Source organism: Arsukibacterium sp. (assembly GCF_036735525.1).
Lineage (GTDB): Bacteria > Pseudomonadota > Gammaproteobacteria > Enterobacterales > Alteromonadaceae > Alishewanella.
Genome location: NZ_DAINOE010000055.1, coordinates 4,966 through 21,521 on the forward strand (window position 1 = coordinate 4,966; position 16,556 = coordinate 21,521).

A 16,556-nucleotide genomic window follows, 5' to 3' on the forward strand; every position below is an offset into this window, starting at 1 on the left:
GATTCAATTGCTGGTGACCGCGGATGCGGAGAAAAAAGCCGCAGAAGATCAGGCCGAAGCACTGCGGGTAGCGGCGCAAGGTCAGGCTGACAAAGAGCGTTTAACCGCTAAAGGTCAGGCCGATGCCGAGTTGCTGTTGGCAGACGCCAAAGCACGTAGCTATGAAGTAGATGCCGAAGGTAAAAAAGCCATCAACGCGGCAGCCAATATGTTGTCGGTCGAACAAATTGCCATGCAGATCCGCTTGGCCTTGATTGAGCAGTTACCAGAAATTATCGCGCAAAGTGTCAAACCTATGGAGCAAATCAGCGACATTAAAATTTTGCAGGTAAATGGTATGGGTACTCAGGGGGGGGGCAACAGCGGCGAGCGTACTGCGGCTGAGGCGGGCAATGGCTCGCTGGCAGATCAGGTGGTAAACAGTGCCTTACGTTACCGGGCACAAGCGCCAATCCTTGACTCTCTGTTATCCGAAATAGGCTTAAAAGCCGGTGATATTAACGGCATGACTGAGGCGTTAAAAGCGCCATTAAAGCCATAGCCATAGCAACACGATAAATCCTTTACATCAAAAGCCAGGTCTCTCCTGGCTTTTTGCTTTTCTGCAAAACCTATAACTAAAAAATCTGAAAATAGTTTGAGTAATCACTTTAAACGCTGGGGTGAAATTGCTGCGGCTAGATATCGCTTTTTAGCGACTGGCAGACGGCGGTTCACGCTATATTTCAGAAAAGTCATTGGCTGCTTTTTAAACATTACCCTGTTAAGCCTCTGCTTGTATTAACGATTTTACCCAAATAATCGGGTTGCATTTTTAGCTGGCTGCTCTACTTTTGTACAGCCAACAAGGAGTGGTAAGAGCAGTCGCAGGATGCACAGAGGGGGTGCCCGTTTTGATGAGCCAGGGTAACGCCCGATAAAAACAATAAAAATAGCGACATCAAGACGAGGATACCTTATGAAAATGCTTAAACAGCTGCTTAGCGCGGCTCTGATCACAGGTTGTGTCAGCCTTAGTGCTCAGGCTGCCGTAGCCGGTTACCCGGTAGTACTGGTACATGGTTTTCAACCAGATAATCTGGCCAGCCGGCCTAATGCCCAGCAGGTAGCACAAAATGGTGCGGCTTACTGGAGTGACTACTGGGCCAGTCGGGCTGAGGTCAGAATTGACTGGCCTTCGCAGGAGCGGATTGCTGGCCGCATTGCCACCGACTATATCTGGCCCAAATTGCGCCAGTTATCCCTTAACAACACCTGTAACCCGGGATGTGTATTTGTTACCCATTCTACCGGCGATTTAGTGACCCGATATATTCTGGATAACCAGGCGCTCTGGTTACAAAATGCGGGTTTACAACCGTTAAATATCGTGGCGACCTTTGATTTTGCTGGGGCTGGTGGTGGTTCTGAGCTGGCTGATCTGGCCGTAAACGTTGCCACTGGTAGCGGCCTGTTTGATTGGTCTTTGCAATTGGCATTGTCTCTGTGGTTGGGGCAGCTGCCCAATGCAAATAATGTTGGGGTGTTAAACGATTTGCGGGTCAACTCTGCCCGGCAACTGGCCGCGTTTCCGGATAGCAGAGTGCCTCGTATGCGCTTTGTCGGTGCCGGCTCTGACTTTCTAGGTACCACCGGGGTGTTTTTGCCGGGTGCAGATGATGGGGTAGTGGCCAGTCATTCCAGTTGTGGTGCTTCTAATGCCGCTGCTTTTAACAGTTGCTCGCGGGCTGTAGCTTTTGATGGCAAACTGGCCAGTCAAAGCAGTGGTGTGGCCAACTTTATGCCACTGCATTACCCAATGTTAATGAGCGATGCCTATAGCCACAGTGCGGTGATTGGGCCGCAACGCAAAGGCAATATCACTGTCGTCAATAACACTGTGCGCTATACCAATCAGCGAGCACTTAGTTTTACCAGCTATGATGAAACCCGCGGCTGGTGGATTTTTGCCTCGCGTTACCGGGTGTTGTCGGGTTCAGAGCAGCAGGCGATGTCACCTCTGGTATTTCAGGCGGCTAACCGCTAAAAAGGTATTAACTGATGAAGCAGACTCTGTGGTGGTTGTTGGCGCTGTGCCTGCTGGTGATGGTGGTACTGTGGCGGCAGACACCAGAGTTAAAACCGCTCACCATGCCGGTGTTTACGCCGCCAGCCACAGAGTTAACCGCGCCACTACAAAAGGTGGCCGCGTCAACGGCAGCGGCAACACTGCACGTTACTGAGCGGCTTGAAGCCCAGATGCAGCAACAGTTTTCTCTGGTAGCCAGCGCTTATGCCGCAGAACTCAATCATCCGCCTTATTCAAGGCCATTAACAGCTGATGATAGCCAGTTGCTTAACCCAAACCAGTATGTGGTGCAACCTATGCCTCTGCAGGGTGGGGCCAGCGCCGCCATAGTGCTGGAGCAGTACCGCTTTATTTACCCTGACCCCCTTAATGTCAGTTTAGTGCTCAGTGGGTTGGCAGCAAGTCAGGCACAGTTGAGCATGCTGGATGAACAAAACGGCGAGCGTCTGGTGCAGCTGGCTATGCAGCCAACAGCAGAGGGGTTTAGTGCCACCCTGCCAGCCAGTAAAGACTGGCATGGTGCTATGCGACTGGAAGTGAGTTTTCGGGCGGATGGCCAGCGGCAACTGTTGCATACTGGTATCGAATACCAGCAACCCACAGCGCAAATAACCGGTTTAGCCAGTGCTTATGCCGAAGGGCCTGACTTAGTTATCCCGGTACAGTTGGATGTCAGCCAGGCCGGCACCTATCGACTCAGGGCCAACTTATTTAGTGAGCAAGGCCAGCCTTTGGCTAATCTGGTGGTTAGCGATTATCTCGACAGCGGTGAGCAAATGCTTAATCTCAGGGCCTTTAAAGCAGTATTGGCCGGTGTTGAGGGGCCCTATCTGCTAAATACCTTAGTGTTAGAGCGCCGCTCTGGCGCACCTGGTGAAGTTAGCCGCTATGGCAATAGTCAGCAAGCAGAGTATCAGGTGGATTATCGGGGCTTGGAACACATATCCGATGAACCCTGGCAGAAAGATGAGACAGAATTGTTAAGGTTACAATTTTTACAGCAATTGTCTGGTGGTTAAATCTACAAATTTGTAAATATATAAGTACAACATGGCTATGGTTTGCAACTTAATTGTGGCCTGTTACAAATTAAGGTAAATGCTTTACAAACAGTTGATTGCTGTTATTTTTTGTAACTAGGTGCCAATTGTGGGTGTGTTTGAAATTTAAGCGTGCCCATAATAACTCCATATTTATAATAGGTATTTTTATTTTCCCTGGTTTGAGTTCTGCCACTTGTTAGGTTATTTTTTGTACACCGCGGTTGTTTGGCGGTAATGATAAATTAACAATAACAACATTATAGGTAGAACATGAAAACAATAAACAGAAGTCTACTCGCCTGTATTATTGCCAGCAGTTTTGGCGGTATTGCTATTGCGGCTGAACCTGCAGCCCGGGTTTTTAATGCTGGGGCGGCCGTACAGGTCGATGACAGTGATGACACAACTAAACGTTACATCATCCGTTTTAAGGACTCTGCCGGCGTTCAGACTATGGGGCGTGGCAATAAACGCGCGGCAAACTTTACCCGGCCTATGGCGGAACGTGCATTGCTGCGCCATAGAGCAAAGCCTTTGATGCATCTTGATATTATTCAATCTAGTGTGGCGGAATTAACGCCGCGCCAGTTAAAAGCCTTACTCAGAGATCCGGAAGTACTATATATAGAGGAAGACCCGAAACGTTACTTGATGGATGTATTCCCCGCTTTTGACACTATGAGTACGCAGACCTCTCCTTATGGTATTGCTATGGTGCAAGCAAATCAGGTCAGTGACGCTCAATCAGGCAATACTAAGGTTTGTGTGATTGATACCGGCTATGCGCTGGGTCATGAAGATTTACCCAGCAGCAATGCCACTGGCTCGTCTTTTTCTGGTCACGGCGATTGGAGCACCGATGGTAACGGCCATGGTACCCATGTTGCAGGCACCATGGTGGCACTTAATAATAGTGTTGGCGTAGTCGGAGTGATTGGCAATGGCCAATCCGGTATTCATAACGTGAAAATTTTTAATAATTCCGGCAACTGGACCTCGGCGTCTAACCTGATTCAGGGTATCCAGTTTTGTCAGGATGCCGGTGCCAAAGTGGTTAATATGAGCCTTGGCGGCGGTTCATCCAGCACCAGCGAAAGTAATGCCATGACCAATTTTTACAATAATGGCATGCTGTTGATCGCGGCAGCAGGTAATGGCGGCAATACCAGCTTGTCTTACCCGGCGTCTTATAATGCCGTGGTATCTGTAGCGGCAGTCGATGCCAATAAAAACCTGGCCAGCTTTTCACAGCGTAATGCCCAGGTAGAACTGGCAGGACCTGGTGTAAACGTTAATTCAACCTGGAACAACGGTGGCTACCGGGCTATCAGTGGTACCTCTATGGCATCGCCGCATGTTGCTGGCGTGGCTGCACTGGTATGGAGTAACCATGCCAGCTGTACTGCACCACAAATTCGCAATGCGCTGGCGGTAACAGCCGAAGACAGGGGTACGGCAGGCCGTGATAACTCCTTTGGCTGGGGCATAGTGCAGGCCAAAGCAGCGCATGACTGGTTGACAGCCAATGGTTGTGATGGCAGCGGCGGTGACAATGGCGGTACACCGGATAATGAGTTGAGCAATGGTCAAACTGTCAGTAATTTAGCGGCAGCGCAAGGCGCAGAGCGCGACTTTTATATTAATGTGCCAGCCGGTGCTACTAACCTGAATATCAGCATGAGCGGCGGCACAGGGGATGCTGATCTGTATGTCCGCTTTGGCCAGCAGCCCACGCTAAGTAGCTATGACTGCAGACCTTATCTGAATGGCAATAACGAAAGTTGTGCCTTTAACAGCCCGGGTACTGGTGTCTATCATATTAAAGTGGTGGGCTACACTGCCTTTTCCGGAGTGCAACTGACCGCCAGCTACGATGAGCCGGTGGCAACTAACCCGGGATTTGATACTACTTTGCCAAATTTGAGTGTGGCGAGGAATGGCTGGTTACATTACACAGTGCAGGTGCCTGCCGGCATGAGTAATTTTACTGCGCAGATTTTTGGTGGCTCGGGAGATGCTGACTTGTATGTGCGTCGTGGCGCTCAGCCCACGACCACTGCTTTTGATTGTCGGCCTTATTTGTCCGGCAACAATGAAACCTGCTCATTTAATAATCCGCAGGCGGATGTCTGGCATATCAGTATTCGTGGCTATCGTGCCTCTGCCGGCATATCTTTGCGCGTAGTGGCTACTCCTTAGCTCTGCTTTTGTTAAGCTGTTGCTTGATTGACACACTCCGCAAACAGCGGGGTGTTTTTTATTTGATGCAGTGGCTGAATTTTAATGGCATGCTAAGCTTCTGAATTAAAAACTGAAAAATTGAGAGTCCAGATGCTTCGGCAAATTACTATTCAAAAGCGTTTGTTGGTTGCGTTTGGTGCTTTAGCGCTGTTATTAGTGGCCAGTGGTGGTTACAGTTTGTATGCCATGTCTGAGATTCGGCAGCGTGCCGATTTGGTTGAAAGCAACTTATTACCAGCCTTATCTAATCTAAGTGAAATTAATCTGACCATTACCCGCATCCGGGTGCTGACACTGCGCTTAATGCTGGCGATTGATATCCAGCAGGAAGGAGCGACTGTAAGACGTATTCCTGAGTTAAAAGACCTGCTCAATCGTTATGAAAAAGCCTATGCGGATACCATCTTTTTGGATGCTGAGCGCCGGCTATATCAAGAATTCAGCACCACAAAAGCCCAGTATTATCAGCTGCAGGAGCAGGTTATCGCTTATCTGTTGAGCGATGATGTGGGTGCCGCTACCGACATGCTGGATAAAATCAATCCTCTGACCGATCAGATGACAAATTATCTTGTACAAATTACTCAGCTAAATGAGCAAGCCGCCGCAACGGCGAGGGAGCAGTCGATTGCGACTTATCAGGGCGCCCGTTTGGCCGTGATGTTGCTGGTCATTGCGGCTATTATTATTGCCATTATGATTGCTGTGACTATCTCACGCAGTATTAATCAGCCCCTGGCTTTAGCGGTCGCATCGGCACAGTCTATCGCTGATGGCGATTTGACCCAGCCGTTGCAGGTAAGTGGCCAGGACGAATTAAGCCAGTTAGGTTTAGCTTTGCAGCAAATGCAGCAAAAGCTGCGTGATGCTATTGGTCATATCGCCAGCTCGTCCAGCCAGCTGGCCTCTGCCGCTGAGCAATTAAATGTGGTGACCGATGAATCGGCCAAGGCATTACAGCTGCAAAATGATGAAGTTCAGCAAGCCGCCACGGCGATTACCGAAATGAGCTCTGCAGTAGATGAAGTGGCGGTTACCGCGCTTAAAACCTCAGATGCGTCGGCGCAGTCGGCCAATCTGGCTAAAGATGGCACCAGTAAGGTAGTTCAAACCAGCAATGTTATTGCTAAAATGAATGCTGATGTGCAGCAAAGCACCGCGGTTATTCATACTCTGGCGCAAAAAGTGTCCTCTATTAATCAGGTGCTGGAAGTGATCCGTAATGTGGCTGAGCAGACCAATTTGCTGGCATTAAATGCCGCTATTGAAGCCGCCCGTGCCGGGGAAGCGGGTCGTGGCTTTGCGGTGGTGGCCGATGAAGTGCGCAGCCTGGCGCACCGTACGCAAACATCTACCGGCGAAATCGAACAGATGATCCAGCAGGTGCAATCATCTGCCAAAGAAGCGGTCAATGCGATGCAGCTGATTAGCAGTAATGCCGATAATGCGCAAACGGTGGCGAAATCCGCCTCTGATGCGCTGGAATTAATTGCTGAAAATATTCTGGAAATTAGTGATCAAAACCACGTTATTGCCAATGCCGCGGAAGAGCAATCTAAGGTGGCGCGTGAAATTGACCGTAGCATTATTACTATTAGCGATTTAGCAGCGCAAACGGCAGCAGGGTCGCATCAAACCAGCGCCAGCGCTACCGAATTAACGCGGTTGGCAGTGCAATTAAATGAGCTGGTCAGTAAATTTAAAGTCTAACGCCTTTTTATAGCAAGCGGCCGGCAGCAATACTGCCAGCCGCTTTTTTTATGGTGAAATCAGCCGCTGTGTTAATTGCTGCACTGCCGATAACTGGGCACCGCTGCGCAGCATATAATCATCACCACTATAGCCCCACCAGTCCCAGCAAGCTTGTGGGTTCATTGGCAGCAGCTTACTGGCTGTGATTTGCGGGTAAAACACCACCAACTGGTTGGTATCAGCGTATTCATTTAACCCGGTTTGAGTAATATAAGCATCCGCCACCATCTCGGCATTTTGCCGGCACCCATGAAAACTGATATGTAATCGACACGGCTGGGCACTGCTGCAACTGGCAGGCACATACAGATAACCGGTTTTTGCCAGTTGCGCTTTAGCTGCGCCTTTAACCTGATGCTGATCAATAGCATGCACAGTGCCGCTGGTCTGACTGGCGGCAGCATTCAGGGCGCCATACAAATGCTGTAGCAACTGGCCTGCAGCATCATAATCACAACTGGCAATAAAAGGGCTGTCTGAGCTGTGGCAGTCGGTTAAGCCGCTTTTATTGGTAGGAAAATGATGGGCAAACGGCTTGTCGTTTACCAGCGCAATCTGCTCCGCTGGCAGCCATTGTTGGTATTGCTGCGCCAGGGCCACACTTAATTGCGGATGCACGGTTTGATCCTTGCTGCCATGGAATAGCCACACCTTGTCATTGGCCAGGGCGCTGACAGGGGCCAATTCACCTTGTTGTTGTTGCAGTGTGATGTAATCCAGCAAGGCTTGGGCTGGGGGTAATGCAGGTTGCCCGAGGCACTGAGCAAACGCCAGTTGTAAGCTGTTTTGTGCACAATATATTGGTCCTGCAGCAATAATTGCCGCGCCACTGACCTGTTCAGCAAAGGCCAGATGGTATTGCGCCGCCATATAACCACCAGAGGACACGCCGGATACGGTTACTTCCGGCGCTAAGCTCAGTTCAGGCGCGAAGCTTGGCGGCGGTAATTGCGCCAACGCCGGAACGCTGGCTAAGGCGACACTCGTCAGAAAAACATATTTCATACACAGATCCTATTACTGGCTAATGGCCAAGCCTAAGCGGTTTTAATTAAATTACCATAAGGCTTTAGTACAGCCTAGCTGACCGGTGGCCAGCGCAAAACAATCGTATCGTCATAAAAACGCCATATTGCAGTTTTATGATAGCCAGCTTGTTTGGCTAAGACTGGAGTTGCCGTGAAGCCGTTTTATCTGATGCTTTGTCTGTTGTGGTTAGTGTGTCAACCTGCGCAAGCCCAGGTGTGCCCGGCGACTATCCGTTTTGCTGACACCGGTATTGAAGGGACTGAAGAGTTACAGCGGGCTTATCAGCTGTTTGTAGAGCGTTTGCAGCAACTCACCGGCCTTAAGGTACAGTTTTTCCCGGTAGGCAACCGCAGTACAGCAGTTAACGCGCTGCGCTTTAAGCAGGTCGACATTGTTCTGGCCGGGCCCACCGAATATATTCTGATGCAGCAGCGCATGCCCGGTATTGCACCCATAGCGGCCATTATCCGGCCTGAGTACTCATCGGTGTTTATTGTGCCTGCCGATAGCCACCTGTACTCGCTAACTGATTTAAAAGGCAAGCATGTGGCCATGAAAGACCATGGCTCAACCACCGGCCATATTATGCCGAGCTATATGCTGCACCAGGCCGGTTTAGATTTAGACAGAGACCTGCGTATCTCATTAATTGATGGCGCGCGTATGGTGGCGCTGGCTAATGGTGAAGTAGATGCTGTGGGTACTGGTATCCGTGATTTTGCGCCCTTTGTCGCGCAGCAAACTAAAGCTTACCGTATCATCGCGCAGGGTGACAATATGCCCGGTGACCCTATTATTGCCGGGGCACACCTGCCTAAAGACTGTGTCAGCTTGCTACGTCAGGTGTTTATGGACAATGCAGATAGCCTGTTGCAGGCCATTTTAGATCCCGGCGCGCGTGATAAGTATCAAACGGCGCAATTAAAGTTGGTAGATGATGCCGATTATCAGCAAGTGCGCGATGCCATGCGCTTATTAAAAATTTTGCGCTAGGCTAGCCGATGGATATTCAGATTCAACAGTTAGTCAAAACCTACCCCAATGGTACAACCGCCATCCAAGGGCTGGATTTACATATCGCTGCCGGCGAACAGGTCATGCTGTTGGGACACAATGGTTGTGGTAAGTCAACGCTGATGAAGTGTCTTACCGGCTTAGAGCAGCCGAGCAGCGGCAAGATTTTTATTGCCGGTCAGGACACCAGTCAACTGAATTACAAAGGGCTTCGGGCGTTACGCCAGCACATTGGCTGCGTGTTTCAGCAAATGAATCTGGTGTCTAACCTGACGGTGCTGCAAAACGTGTTGTTTGGTGGCATGGCCCGAGAGGGCTTTTGGGCCAGTTTAAATCTCACCGCCAGTAAAGCGCAGCGCTTTAAAGCGCTGGATGCCCTGGATCAGGTGGGGCTGGTTGAGCTGGCGGCGCGGCGTACCGATCAGTTATCGGGTGGGCAGCAACAAAGAGTGGCTATAGCCCGCATGTTATTGCAGCAGGCAAAGCTGGTGTTTGCCGATGAACCTATTGCCAGCCTTGACCCGCGCGCGGGCATAGAAGTAATGGATTTATTGCAGCAAGTGGCCACGGAACACAATATTACCCTTATTTGTGTGTTGCATCAGTTGGATATAGTGCGGCGCTATGGCAGCCGGTTGGTAGGAATGAAACAGGGTCAAATCGTCTTTGACAAACATAACAACCACCTGACAGAGGAGCAGCTGGCATGTCTGTATCACGACTAACCGAGGTGCATAAAAACGAAAAAAATTTACCTAAACGCTTACCCCGGCCTTCTATTAGCCTGTGGCTGGCGCTGCTGACCTTTTTAATACTGTTTGTACATGGCTTATATGGCGCTGAGGTGTCGCTGCATCGATTGGGGCAAGGCATGCTAAATGTCGGCATTTTTACCGCTGAGGCCTTTCCACCTGACCTGGACCGCTGGCCTTTTATAGCCAACGCTATGTTGGAAACCTTTCAAATGGCGCTGGTAGGCGTGGTGTTTGGCGTTGTGTTTAGTTTGCCATTTGCGCTGGCGTGCGCACCTAATACCACACCGCACAACCTCATCCGCTTTATTGCTGTTAATCTGGTGGCGGTCTTCAGAACCATTCCCGATCTGGTGTGGGCACTGATTTTTGTCGTGGCGGTAGGGCTTGGGCCTTTAGCGGGCATCCTGGCCATTATGATGGACACCATTGGTTTTTGTGCGCGCTTTTTTGCTGAACGTATTGAAGAAACCGATCCCAGGCCTGCCCAGGCACTTACCGCCAGTGGTTGTGGTAAAACAGCGGTGATATTTGCCAGTATCATTCCGGAGTGTATGGCCTCTTTTATTGCCACCAGTTTGTACTCGGTAGAAAAAGCCGTTCGCAGTGCGGTAGTGCTGGGGTTAGTGGGCGCCGGGGGCATTGGCGTAGAGTTATCAGCGGCGATGAATTTGTTTAGGTATGATCAGGCGCTGACGATTATTTTAACGATTTTAGCGGTGGTGATTGCTGTTGAGCAGTTATCTGGCTGGATCCGCAGTCGTTTGATCAGCAGATAAGTGCTGAGCGTTTGGCTTTCGGGTGAGATGGGTGTGCGGTATTTGTCATAAAAAACACGTTTTTCCGCCATCAAACTGTCATCTATGTTTAACTTTACTGTCAATTTAGCACTGTAATATCTCGGTCAACTTTGTGAACTAAGGACATTTTGACCGATGAAACTGCACACTCCACGATTATTTCCGAAAAAAGCATTAGTGTTGGCCGTGGCGTTTGCCTGCAGCGGCCCGTTACTGCTGCAAGCGCAAGGCGTAGATTTACCCTTGACGGTTAGCAGTGCGCCTATTGACACTCCGGCAGTGCGTGGCCAGCTGGCAGACAATCGTCAGGTGTTATTGCAAGGTGCCATAGTGCGCCTGCAGGGAACCAACTTACAAACCACGACCGATAACCAGGGGCGTTTTCGCTTTGACAACGTCGCTGCGGGTAACTACGAACTGGAAGTCAGCTATCTGGGTTTTGCGGTTAAGTCAGTACCGGTAGTAGTGACTGAAACTCAAGGGCAGGCGCTGAGCTTACGTTTTGCTGATAACGATGTAGAAGTGCTGCACGTTATTGGTAGCCGCGATGCGCAATCACGGGCGCTGAATATTCAGCGTGCGTCAGATAATGTTAAATCGGTGGTGTCGTCAGACTATTTAGGCCGTTTCCCGGATGACAACGTTGCTGAAGCCATGCAGCGTTTAGTGGGCGCCTCCATTCAGCGTGATCAGGGCGAAGGTAAGTACGTTAACGTACGTGGTGCACCGCTGGAATTTACTAATGTCACTATTGATGGTGTTAATGTGCCCTCGCCAGATGGCGGTACCCGCGCGGTCGACTTAGACACTATTCCGTCAGATATTATTTCTATTCTGGAACTGACCAAAGCTATTACCCCGGAAATGGATGCCGATGCGATTGCCGGTAATATCAATATTATTACCCAGGGCGCGTTAGATGCGAAAGGCCGCATTTTACGTGGCAAAATGTCTGGTGGTAAAAACGAAAAAGGCAGCGGTAATGCTTATAAAGCCAGCCTGACCTTTAGCAACAAATTTGGTGGCAACGACAATGCCGGCTTTATTTTTTCGGCCAAGCACAGTGAAACGAATCGGGTAACGGATAACGTTGAACACAGCTGGATGCAGCTGGCCAGCGGCGCCTATGTGCCTGAAGTTACGGAATTTAAAGATTATGAAGTTAAGCGTATTCGCAGTGGTTTAAGCGGCCGTTTTGATTTCAGGATTGATGACAACAAGCATTTATTCTTCTCACACAACTATTCGCGGTTTGAAGATAACGAATTTCGCGATACGCTGGTAGTAGAGTGGGAGCGTTATACCGAGCAATCTAACCAAACGTCTGGCGTGGCGGGTCGTGCTACCTTTGAAAAAGAGTTACGGCACCGTACTTTTATTAATACCATTAATACCACTGTATTTGGTGGCCGTATCATCATGGATACCTACACGGCGGATTTCCAGGCGTCTTATGCATCTGCTGAGCAAGCTTATCCAAATCGGGATTATTTATTATACCGCGAGCGCAGTCGGCCTCGGGTAGCCTATGACTTTAGCAACCCGGATCTGCCAACTTACCAGGTATTAAATTCAGCTGGCGATGTTGTACGCACCGATTTTAATTTTGCCCCAGCCGATATGAACTGGCGCCGTTATGAGCGCCGTACCGGTGGAGCAGAAGAAACAGAACAGGCTTATTCGTTTAACATTACCCGGCCAGGTCAGTGGGGCGATGCTTACTCTGAGCTAAAGTTTGGTGCTAAGGCGCGTTTAAAAGACAAGTCAAATGATGAAAACCGTTTGCGTAACAGTGTTGGTACCAATGCCCCGGTTTATGCTGATGTGATTATTGATAAGCAGTCGTTGCCGTTTGATGGTTTTTACAACAATGGCCCTAAACTGCAACGTGATTTTGTTAGCGCCTATCGCAATATTTTTGAAAATGCCGACTTTAGAGATCGCGGCGCGCCTTCTATTACCGGTGATTATACTGCCGGTGAAGACATTCTGTCGGCTTACGTACAAAACAAGTTAGAGTGGGATAATACTACTGTGTTGTTTGGTGCCCGTGTTGAGCAAACCAAAAACAGCGGTGAAGCCTTTGAATATGATTTAGATACCGATACTGCTACCCTGGTTGATGCCAGTAAGAGCTATACTAAGTTTTTCCCAAGCGTGCATTTACGTCAGGAGCTTGAAAATGGCCTGATTGTTAAAGCGGCTTACAGCACAGGCTTAAGACGGCCGAATTTTGAAGATTTAGTGCCCTATTTTATTATTGAAGATCGTGAATCAGGTAGTGGTTCTGTTGAAATTGGTAATATCAATTTAAAACCGACTTACTCGCACAACCTGGATTTGACCGGTGAGTTTTATATTGCACCGGTAGGCTTAATCTCTGCCGGTGTGTTTTATAAAAAGCTATCAGATCCGATCTTCAAAGCGCGTAGCGAATTTGTTGGTGGTGAGTTCGATGGCTTCAGGATGACACGACCTGAGAATGGTAACAGTGGTTACTTATATGGTCTGGAGTTAAACTGGCAGCAGTCGTTAAACTTTTTACCGGGTGCGTTTAGCGGTTTAGGCTTTATTGCTAACTATACTCATACCAAGTCAGAAGCAGATTTACCTTTTGGCATCAGTAAAACCGAACTAAATGGGACTAGCCGTCACACCTTTAACTTGGCACTGCAGTATGACATTGCTAAATTCAGTACCCAGTTAGCCTATAACTACCGTTCTGAATATATCGATGCCTTTGATACAGCTAACCCCGGCTTGAACGTTTACTGGGATGGTCGTGGCACGCTGGATTACACGGCCAGCTATAAGTTAACTAAAGACTTATCGGTGTTTTTAGAAGCCACTAACCTGACCGATAGCAAAGCCATTCGTTATCAGGGCGAGCGTAGCCGGGTATATGAGCATGAACAATTTGGTCGTGCCTGGCAGCTGGGCGTCAGCGGTAAGTTTTAAGCGCTAACGCAAGCCAGCAAAGCCGGAGCCCTGCCTCCGGCTTTGCTGTTTGCCTTTTGCCGTGTTTTTAGTGGCATTTATCACAGTATTGTTATCATACGAATCAAATTCAAAAAAGAGTAAGCAATGAAAAATTTACCTTTAACCCTATTAGCGCTATTGCTGCTAGCCGGTTGCAACCCGTCGTCTAGCCCTGAATTGGCGATAACAGTCGAGACTCAGACAGATTTGCATCTGGCCAGTAAAACTCCTTATCAACCACAACAACAGTGGCAGCAATACAGCCAGGCGCCGGCCGGCTTTAATGCGGTGATGGTACAGCATGTGGCCCGTCATGGCTCCAGGCTCTTATCCAGCGCTGGCGCTGATGATTTGGCCTTGCAGCTGTGGCATAAGGCACAACAGCTTAATGCTTTAACGCCATTGGGTGAGCAGTTAGGCCCGGTACTGGAGGAGTTGCATCAGGTACATCAACAGATTGGCTATGGCAGTATCTCAGGCTTGGGTGTGATTGAGCATCAACAGATGGCTGAACGAATGTTGGCCAGGCACCCGCAGCTGTTTAGCAACGCCTTAGAAAAACAGCAGCGTTTCGCCGTTTTACATTCAGGTCGTAAGCGCGCCGCACAAAGTGCCGATGCTTTTGTGCAGCAGCTACAACAATTACAACCAGCCTTGCAGCCGTTGTTTGACCAGGCCATCGCGGATGAGCATACCCTGTATTTTAATAAGGCCGAGGGCAGCGAAGGCTATGAAGATTATAAAGAAAATGATCCGCGGCTATTGCGGGTTATGCAGCAGTTAACTGAACAACCGAAAACGGTGCAGATGGCAGAGGCGATGTTAGCACGCTTATTTAATGCCGATTTTATTGAACGTTTAGCGCAGGGCGAGTTTAGTTTTAAATTGAGCTATGACGATGATGAAGTAAAAAGCCCCACCGATGCCGCTATGTTGCTCTATAGCCTGTATAACATCAGCAGCAATATGACCGCAGAGGGCGACTGGCAGTTTCAGCGTTTTGTATTGCCCGAGCACGCCGCCTGGTTTGCCGAGCTAGACGATGCCGACTCCTTTTACGGCCGCGGCCCGGCCTTTGCAGGTGAGGATATCACTTACCGCTTAGCACGCAATCTGGTCGCAGACATGTTGGCGCGCAGTGCCGAGCCGGCAAACTATGCGGCAGCGCTGCGCTTTAGCCATGCTCAGGCATTAATGCCACTGGCTGCCTATTTAGGCATAAAAGACGCCAGCGAGCCATTGACAGAAGGCACCGCTTACACTTACCAAAGCAGCCCCTGGCGCAGCGCCCTGGTATCGCCAATGTCAGCCAATGTGCAATGGGATATCTATCAAGATGCACAGGGCATCAAACTGGTACGCATGCTGCATCAGGAGCGTGAAACCTTGTTTAAAGTCAGCTGTGAGCTTTATCAGGGCTATTTTTACCTGCTAACAGAGCTACAGCGCTGCTTATTGCCATAACTTTTAACTTACAACGAAAAATGCGTAATGGTTAGCTGAGTTTTTAGTTGTTGTTGCTCTGCTAACCAGCCCCACTCAGTAAGCTGCTGTAGCATACTTTGCCTGAGCGCACTGGCCTGAGCGCTGCCTGTGGCGGCAAAAGATAACTCCACCAAGTTAAAACCTGCTTGCTGCTCGCTGGCCGGATAGTGCCAGACTTCCAGTGTCAGTTCATTAAATTGCTGCTTAGCTAACTTCACTGATTTCTTGCTGTAGCGGTCAAAGGGCACATAGCCATAAATCTGTAATGGGGCCTTAGTCAGCAATTGCGGGGGCATAGCTTTAGGTGCCAGCTCTGGTAACAGGGGTAATACCGACTCTGGACTGGGCATAGCCAGGGCATCAGCCAGTGCGAAGTTAGGTGTTGTGGTATAGGCAAAGCTCAGCGTTTGCCGGTGCAGGCCCCAGTCGATTTCTACTTTAAAAGCCGGATCAGCAATATCAAAACCGTCGGCACGGGCTTGGCTGATAGCGGCGTCAAGCACCTCATGCTGCTCATTCGCTTGCAGCGGATAACGTTTTTTATATTGCAGCCGGTGTGCCTGCTGATCAGCGCGTTTACGCAAGCGCATGCTCCAGCCAGCAGCCCCTAAGCTGCGCGCGTCACTATCAATATAGCCAACACGAAATTGCTCGGTTTTAGCATCCGTCAGCTTTAATTGCGCCAATACTTCAGGCTTAACGCTGTTATCGGCCTGTAATATCTTGGCCGGCTGCAGTAAAAACTTTACTTCATAATTAATGCTGGGGCTGGGGCTGGGGTTGGCGGCCAGCGGCAGCAGGAAAAAACTCAGTAATAATGATAAAAAAATCTTCATGCGGAGTCCTTAGTAGTGGGTACCGATGGCGAATCTAAAGGTTGAGTCGGGCTTTGTTGCCGGCGCTGGCGCCATAGTGGGATAACAAAAGAAGCCAGAGCTAAAAACAATAACAAGGCACTGAAGGGCCGTAGTAAAAACACTTCCAGGCCATCCATCATAATGGCCCGTCTAAAGTTGGTTTCGGCGATGGCGCCCAGCACCATGCCCAGGATCACTGGTGCCAGCGGGTAGCCATGGCGTTTTAATAACCAACCCAGCACACCAAAGCCCAGGCAGCAGTAAACATCAAACAACATATTCCGCACCGAGTAAGCGCCTATTATCGCCATCATCAAAATCATCACAAACAGCAGCTGCTTTGGAATATCGGTGACTTTAATCCATAACCGACTACCAGCCAGACCAATTAGCAACAGACCAACATTGGCCAGTAACATGGCGCTAAACAGGCCATAAATCAGCTGCGGGTTGCCTAAAAACAACTGCGGCCCGGGTGTTAACTTATGGATCATCATGGCGCCGACCAGTACCGCAGTGGTGGCGCTGCCCGGAAT

At 49.5% G+C, this 16,556-nt stretch carries 13 protein-coding genes; 10 read left to right on the forward strand and 3 right to left on the reverse strand.

Annotated elements, in window-relative coordinates:
* The 5 genes from V7D78_RS11495 to V7D78_RS11515 all read left to right on the forward strand — a co-directional run.
* A partial coding sequence (locus V7D78_RS11495) for a flotillin domain-containing protein (protein ID WP_333608597.1) occupies positions 1 to 541 on the forward strand: 541 nt, incomplete at its 5' end.
* 417 nt (positions 542 to 958) lie between these two features.
* Complete coding sequence (locus tag V7D78_RS11500; protein ID WP_333608598.1) at positions 959 to 2,026, forward strand: hypothetical protein; 1,068 nt, start codon at positions 959 to 961, stop codon at positions 2,024 to 2,026.
* A gap of 14 nt (positions 2,027 to 2,040) precedes the next feature.
* A complete protein-coding gene (locus tag V7D78_RS11505; RefSeq protein ID WP_333608599.1) occupies positions 2,041 to 3,087 on the forward strand; it encodes a hypothetical protein in 1,047 nt (348 codons plus the stop codon).
* A gap of 294 nt (positions 3,088 to 3,381) precedes the next feature.
* The gene (locus V7D78_RS11510; protein ID WP_333608600.1) at positions 3,382 to 5,310 is read left to right on the forward strand and encodes a S8 family serine peptidase; all 1,929 of its coding nucleotides are present in this window, start codon (positions 3,382 to 3,384) and stop codon (positions 5,308 to 5,310) included.
* 132 nt (positions 5,311 to 5,442) lie between these two features.
* Positions 5,443 to 7,062, forward strand: coding sequence for a methyl-accepting chemotaxis protein (locus V7D78_RS11515; protein ID WP_333608601.1), 1,620 nt, complete (start codon positions 5,443 to 5,445; stop codon positions 7,060 to 7,062).
* A gap of 48 nt (positions 7,063 to 7,110) precedes the next feature.
* Here the strand turns inward: V7D78_RS11515 and V7D78_RS11520 are convergent, their stop codons facing one another.
* Positions 7,111 to 8,109: an extracellular catalytic domain type 2 short-chain-length polyhydroxyalkanoate depolymerase gene (locus V7D78_RS11520; protein WP_333608602.1), complete on the reverse strand. Its 999-nt coding sequence runs from the start codon at positions 8,107 to 8,109 to the stop codon at positions 7,111 to 7,113.
* A 174-nt stretch (positions 8,110 to 8,283) separates the two neighbouring features.
* On the opposite strand from V7D78_RS11520, the gene V7D78_RS11525 reads away from it, so the two are divergent.
* From V7D78_RS11525 to V7D78_RS11545, 5 genes are all read left to right on the forward strand, one after another.
* Positions 8,284 to 9,126 carry a phosphate/phosphite/phosphonate ABC transporter substrate-binding protein gene (locus tag V7D78_RS11525; protein WP_333608603.1) on the forward strand — a complete coding sequence of 281 codons (843 nt, stop codon included), beginning with the start codon at positions 8,284 to 8,286 and terminating at the stop codon, positions 9,124 to 9,126.
* A gap of 8 nt (positions 9,127 to 9,134) precedes the next feature.
* Positions 9,135 to 9,872, forward strand: coding sequence for a phosphonate ABC transporter ATP-binding protein (phnC, locus tag V7D78_RS11530; RefSeq protein WP_333608604.1), 738 nt, complete (start codon positions 9,135 to 9,137; stop codon positions 9,870 to 9,872).
* Entirely contained in the window at positions 9,854 to 10,678 is an 825-nt protein-coding gene (gene phnE / locus V7D78_RS11535; protein ID WP_333608605.1) for a phosphonate ABC transporter, permease protein PhnE, read from the forward strand. Before phnC ends, phnE begins: the two co-directional genes overlap by 19 nt.
* A gap of 156 nt (positions 10,679 to 10,834) precedes the next feature.
* Positions 10,835 to 13,657 carry a TonB-dependent receptor gene (locus tag V7D78_RS11540; RefSeq protein WP_333608606.1) on the forward strand — a complete coding sequence of 941 codons (2,823 nt, stop codon included), beginning with the start codon at positions 10,835 to 10,837 and terminating at the stop codon, positions 13,655 to 13,657.
* Between the two features lie 126 nt (positions 13,658 to 13,783).
* Complete coding sequence (locus tag V7D78_RS11545) at positions 13,784 to 15,142, forward strand: histidine-type phosphatase (protein WP_333608607.1); 1,359 nt, start codon at positions 13,784 to 13,786, stop codon at positions 15,140 to 15,142.
* Between the two features lie 8 nt (positions 15,143 to 15,150).
* Here the strand turns inward: V7D78_RS11545 and V7D78_RS11550 are convergent, their stop codons facing one another.
* Both V7D78_RS11550 and V7D78_RS11555 read right to left on the reverse strand, forming a co-directional pair.
* Positions 15,151 to 15,999, reverse strand: a complete 849-nt coding sequence (locus V7D78_RS11550; protein ID WP_333608608.1) for a CYTH domain-containing protein — start codon at positions 15,997 to 15,999, stop codon at positions 15,151 to 15,153.
* Positions 15,996 to 16,556, reverse strand: a 561-nt coding sequence (locus V7D78_RS11555; RefSeq protein ID WP_333608609.1) for a tripartite tricarboxylate transporter permease, incomplete at its 5' end; no start/stop codon positions are given. The genes V7D78_RS11555 and V7D78_RS11550, both read right to left, overlap by 4 nt.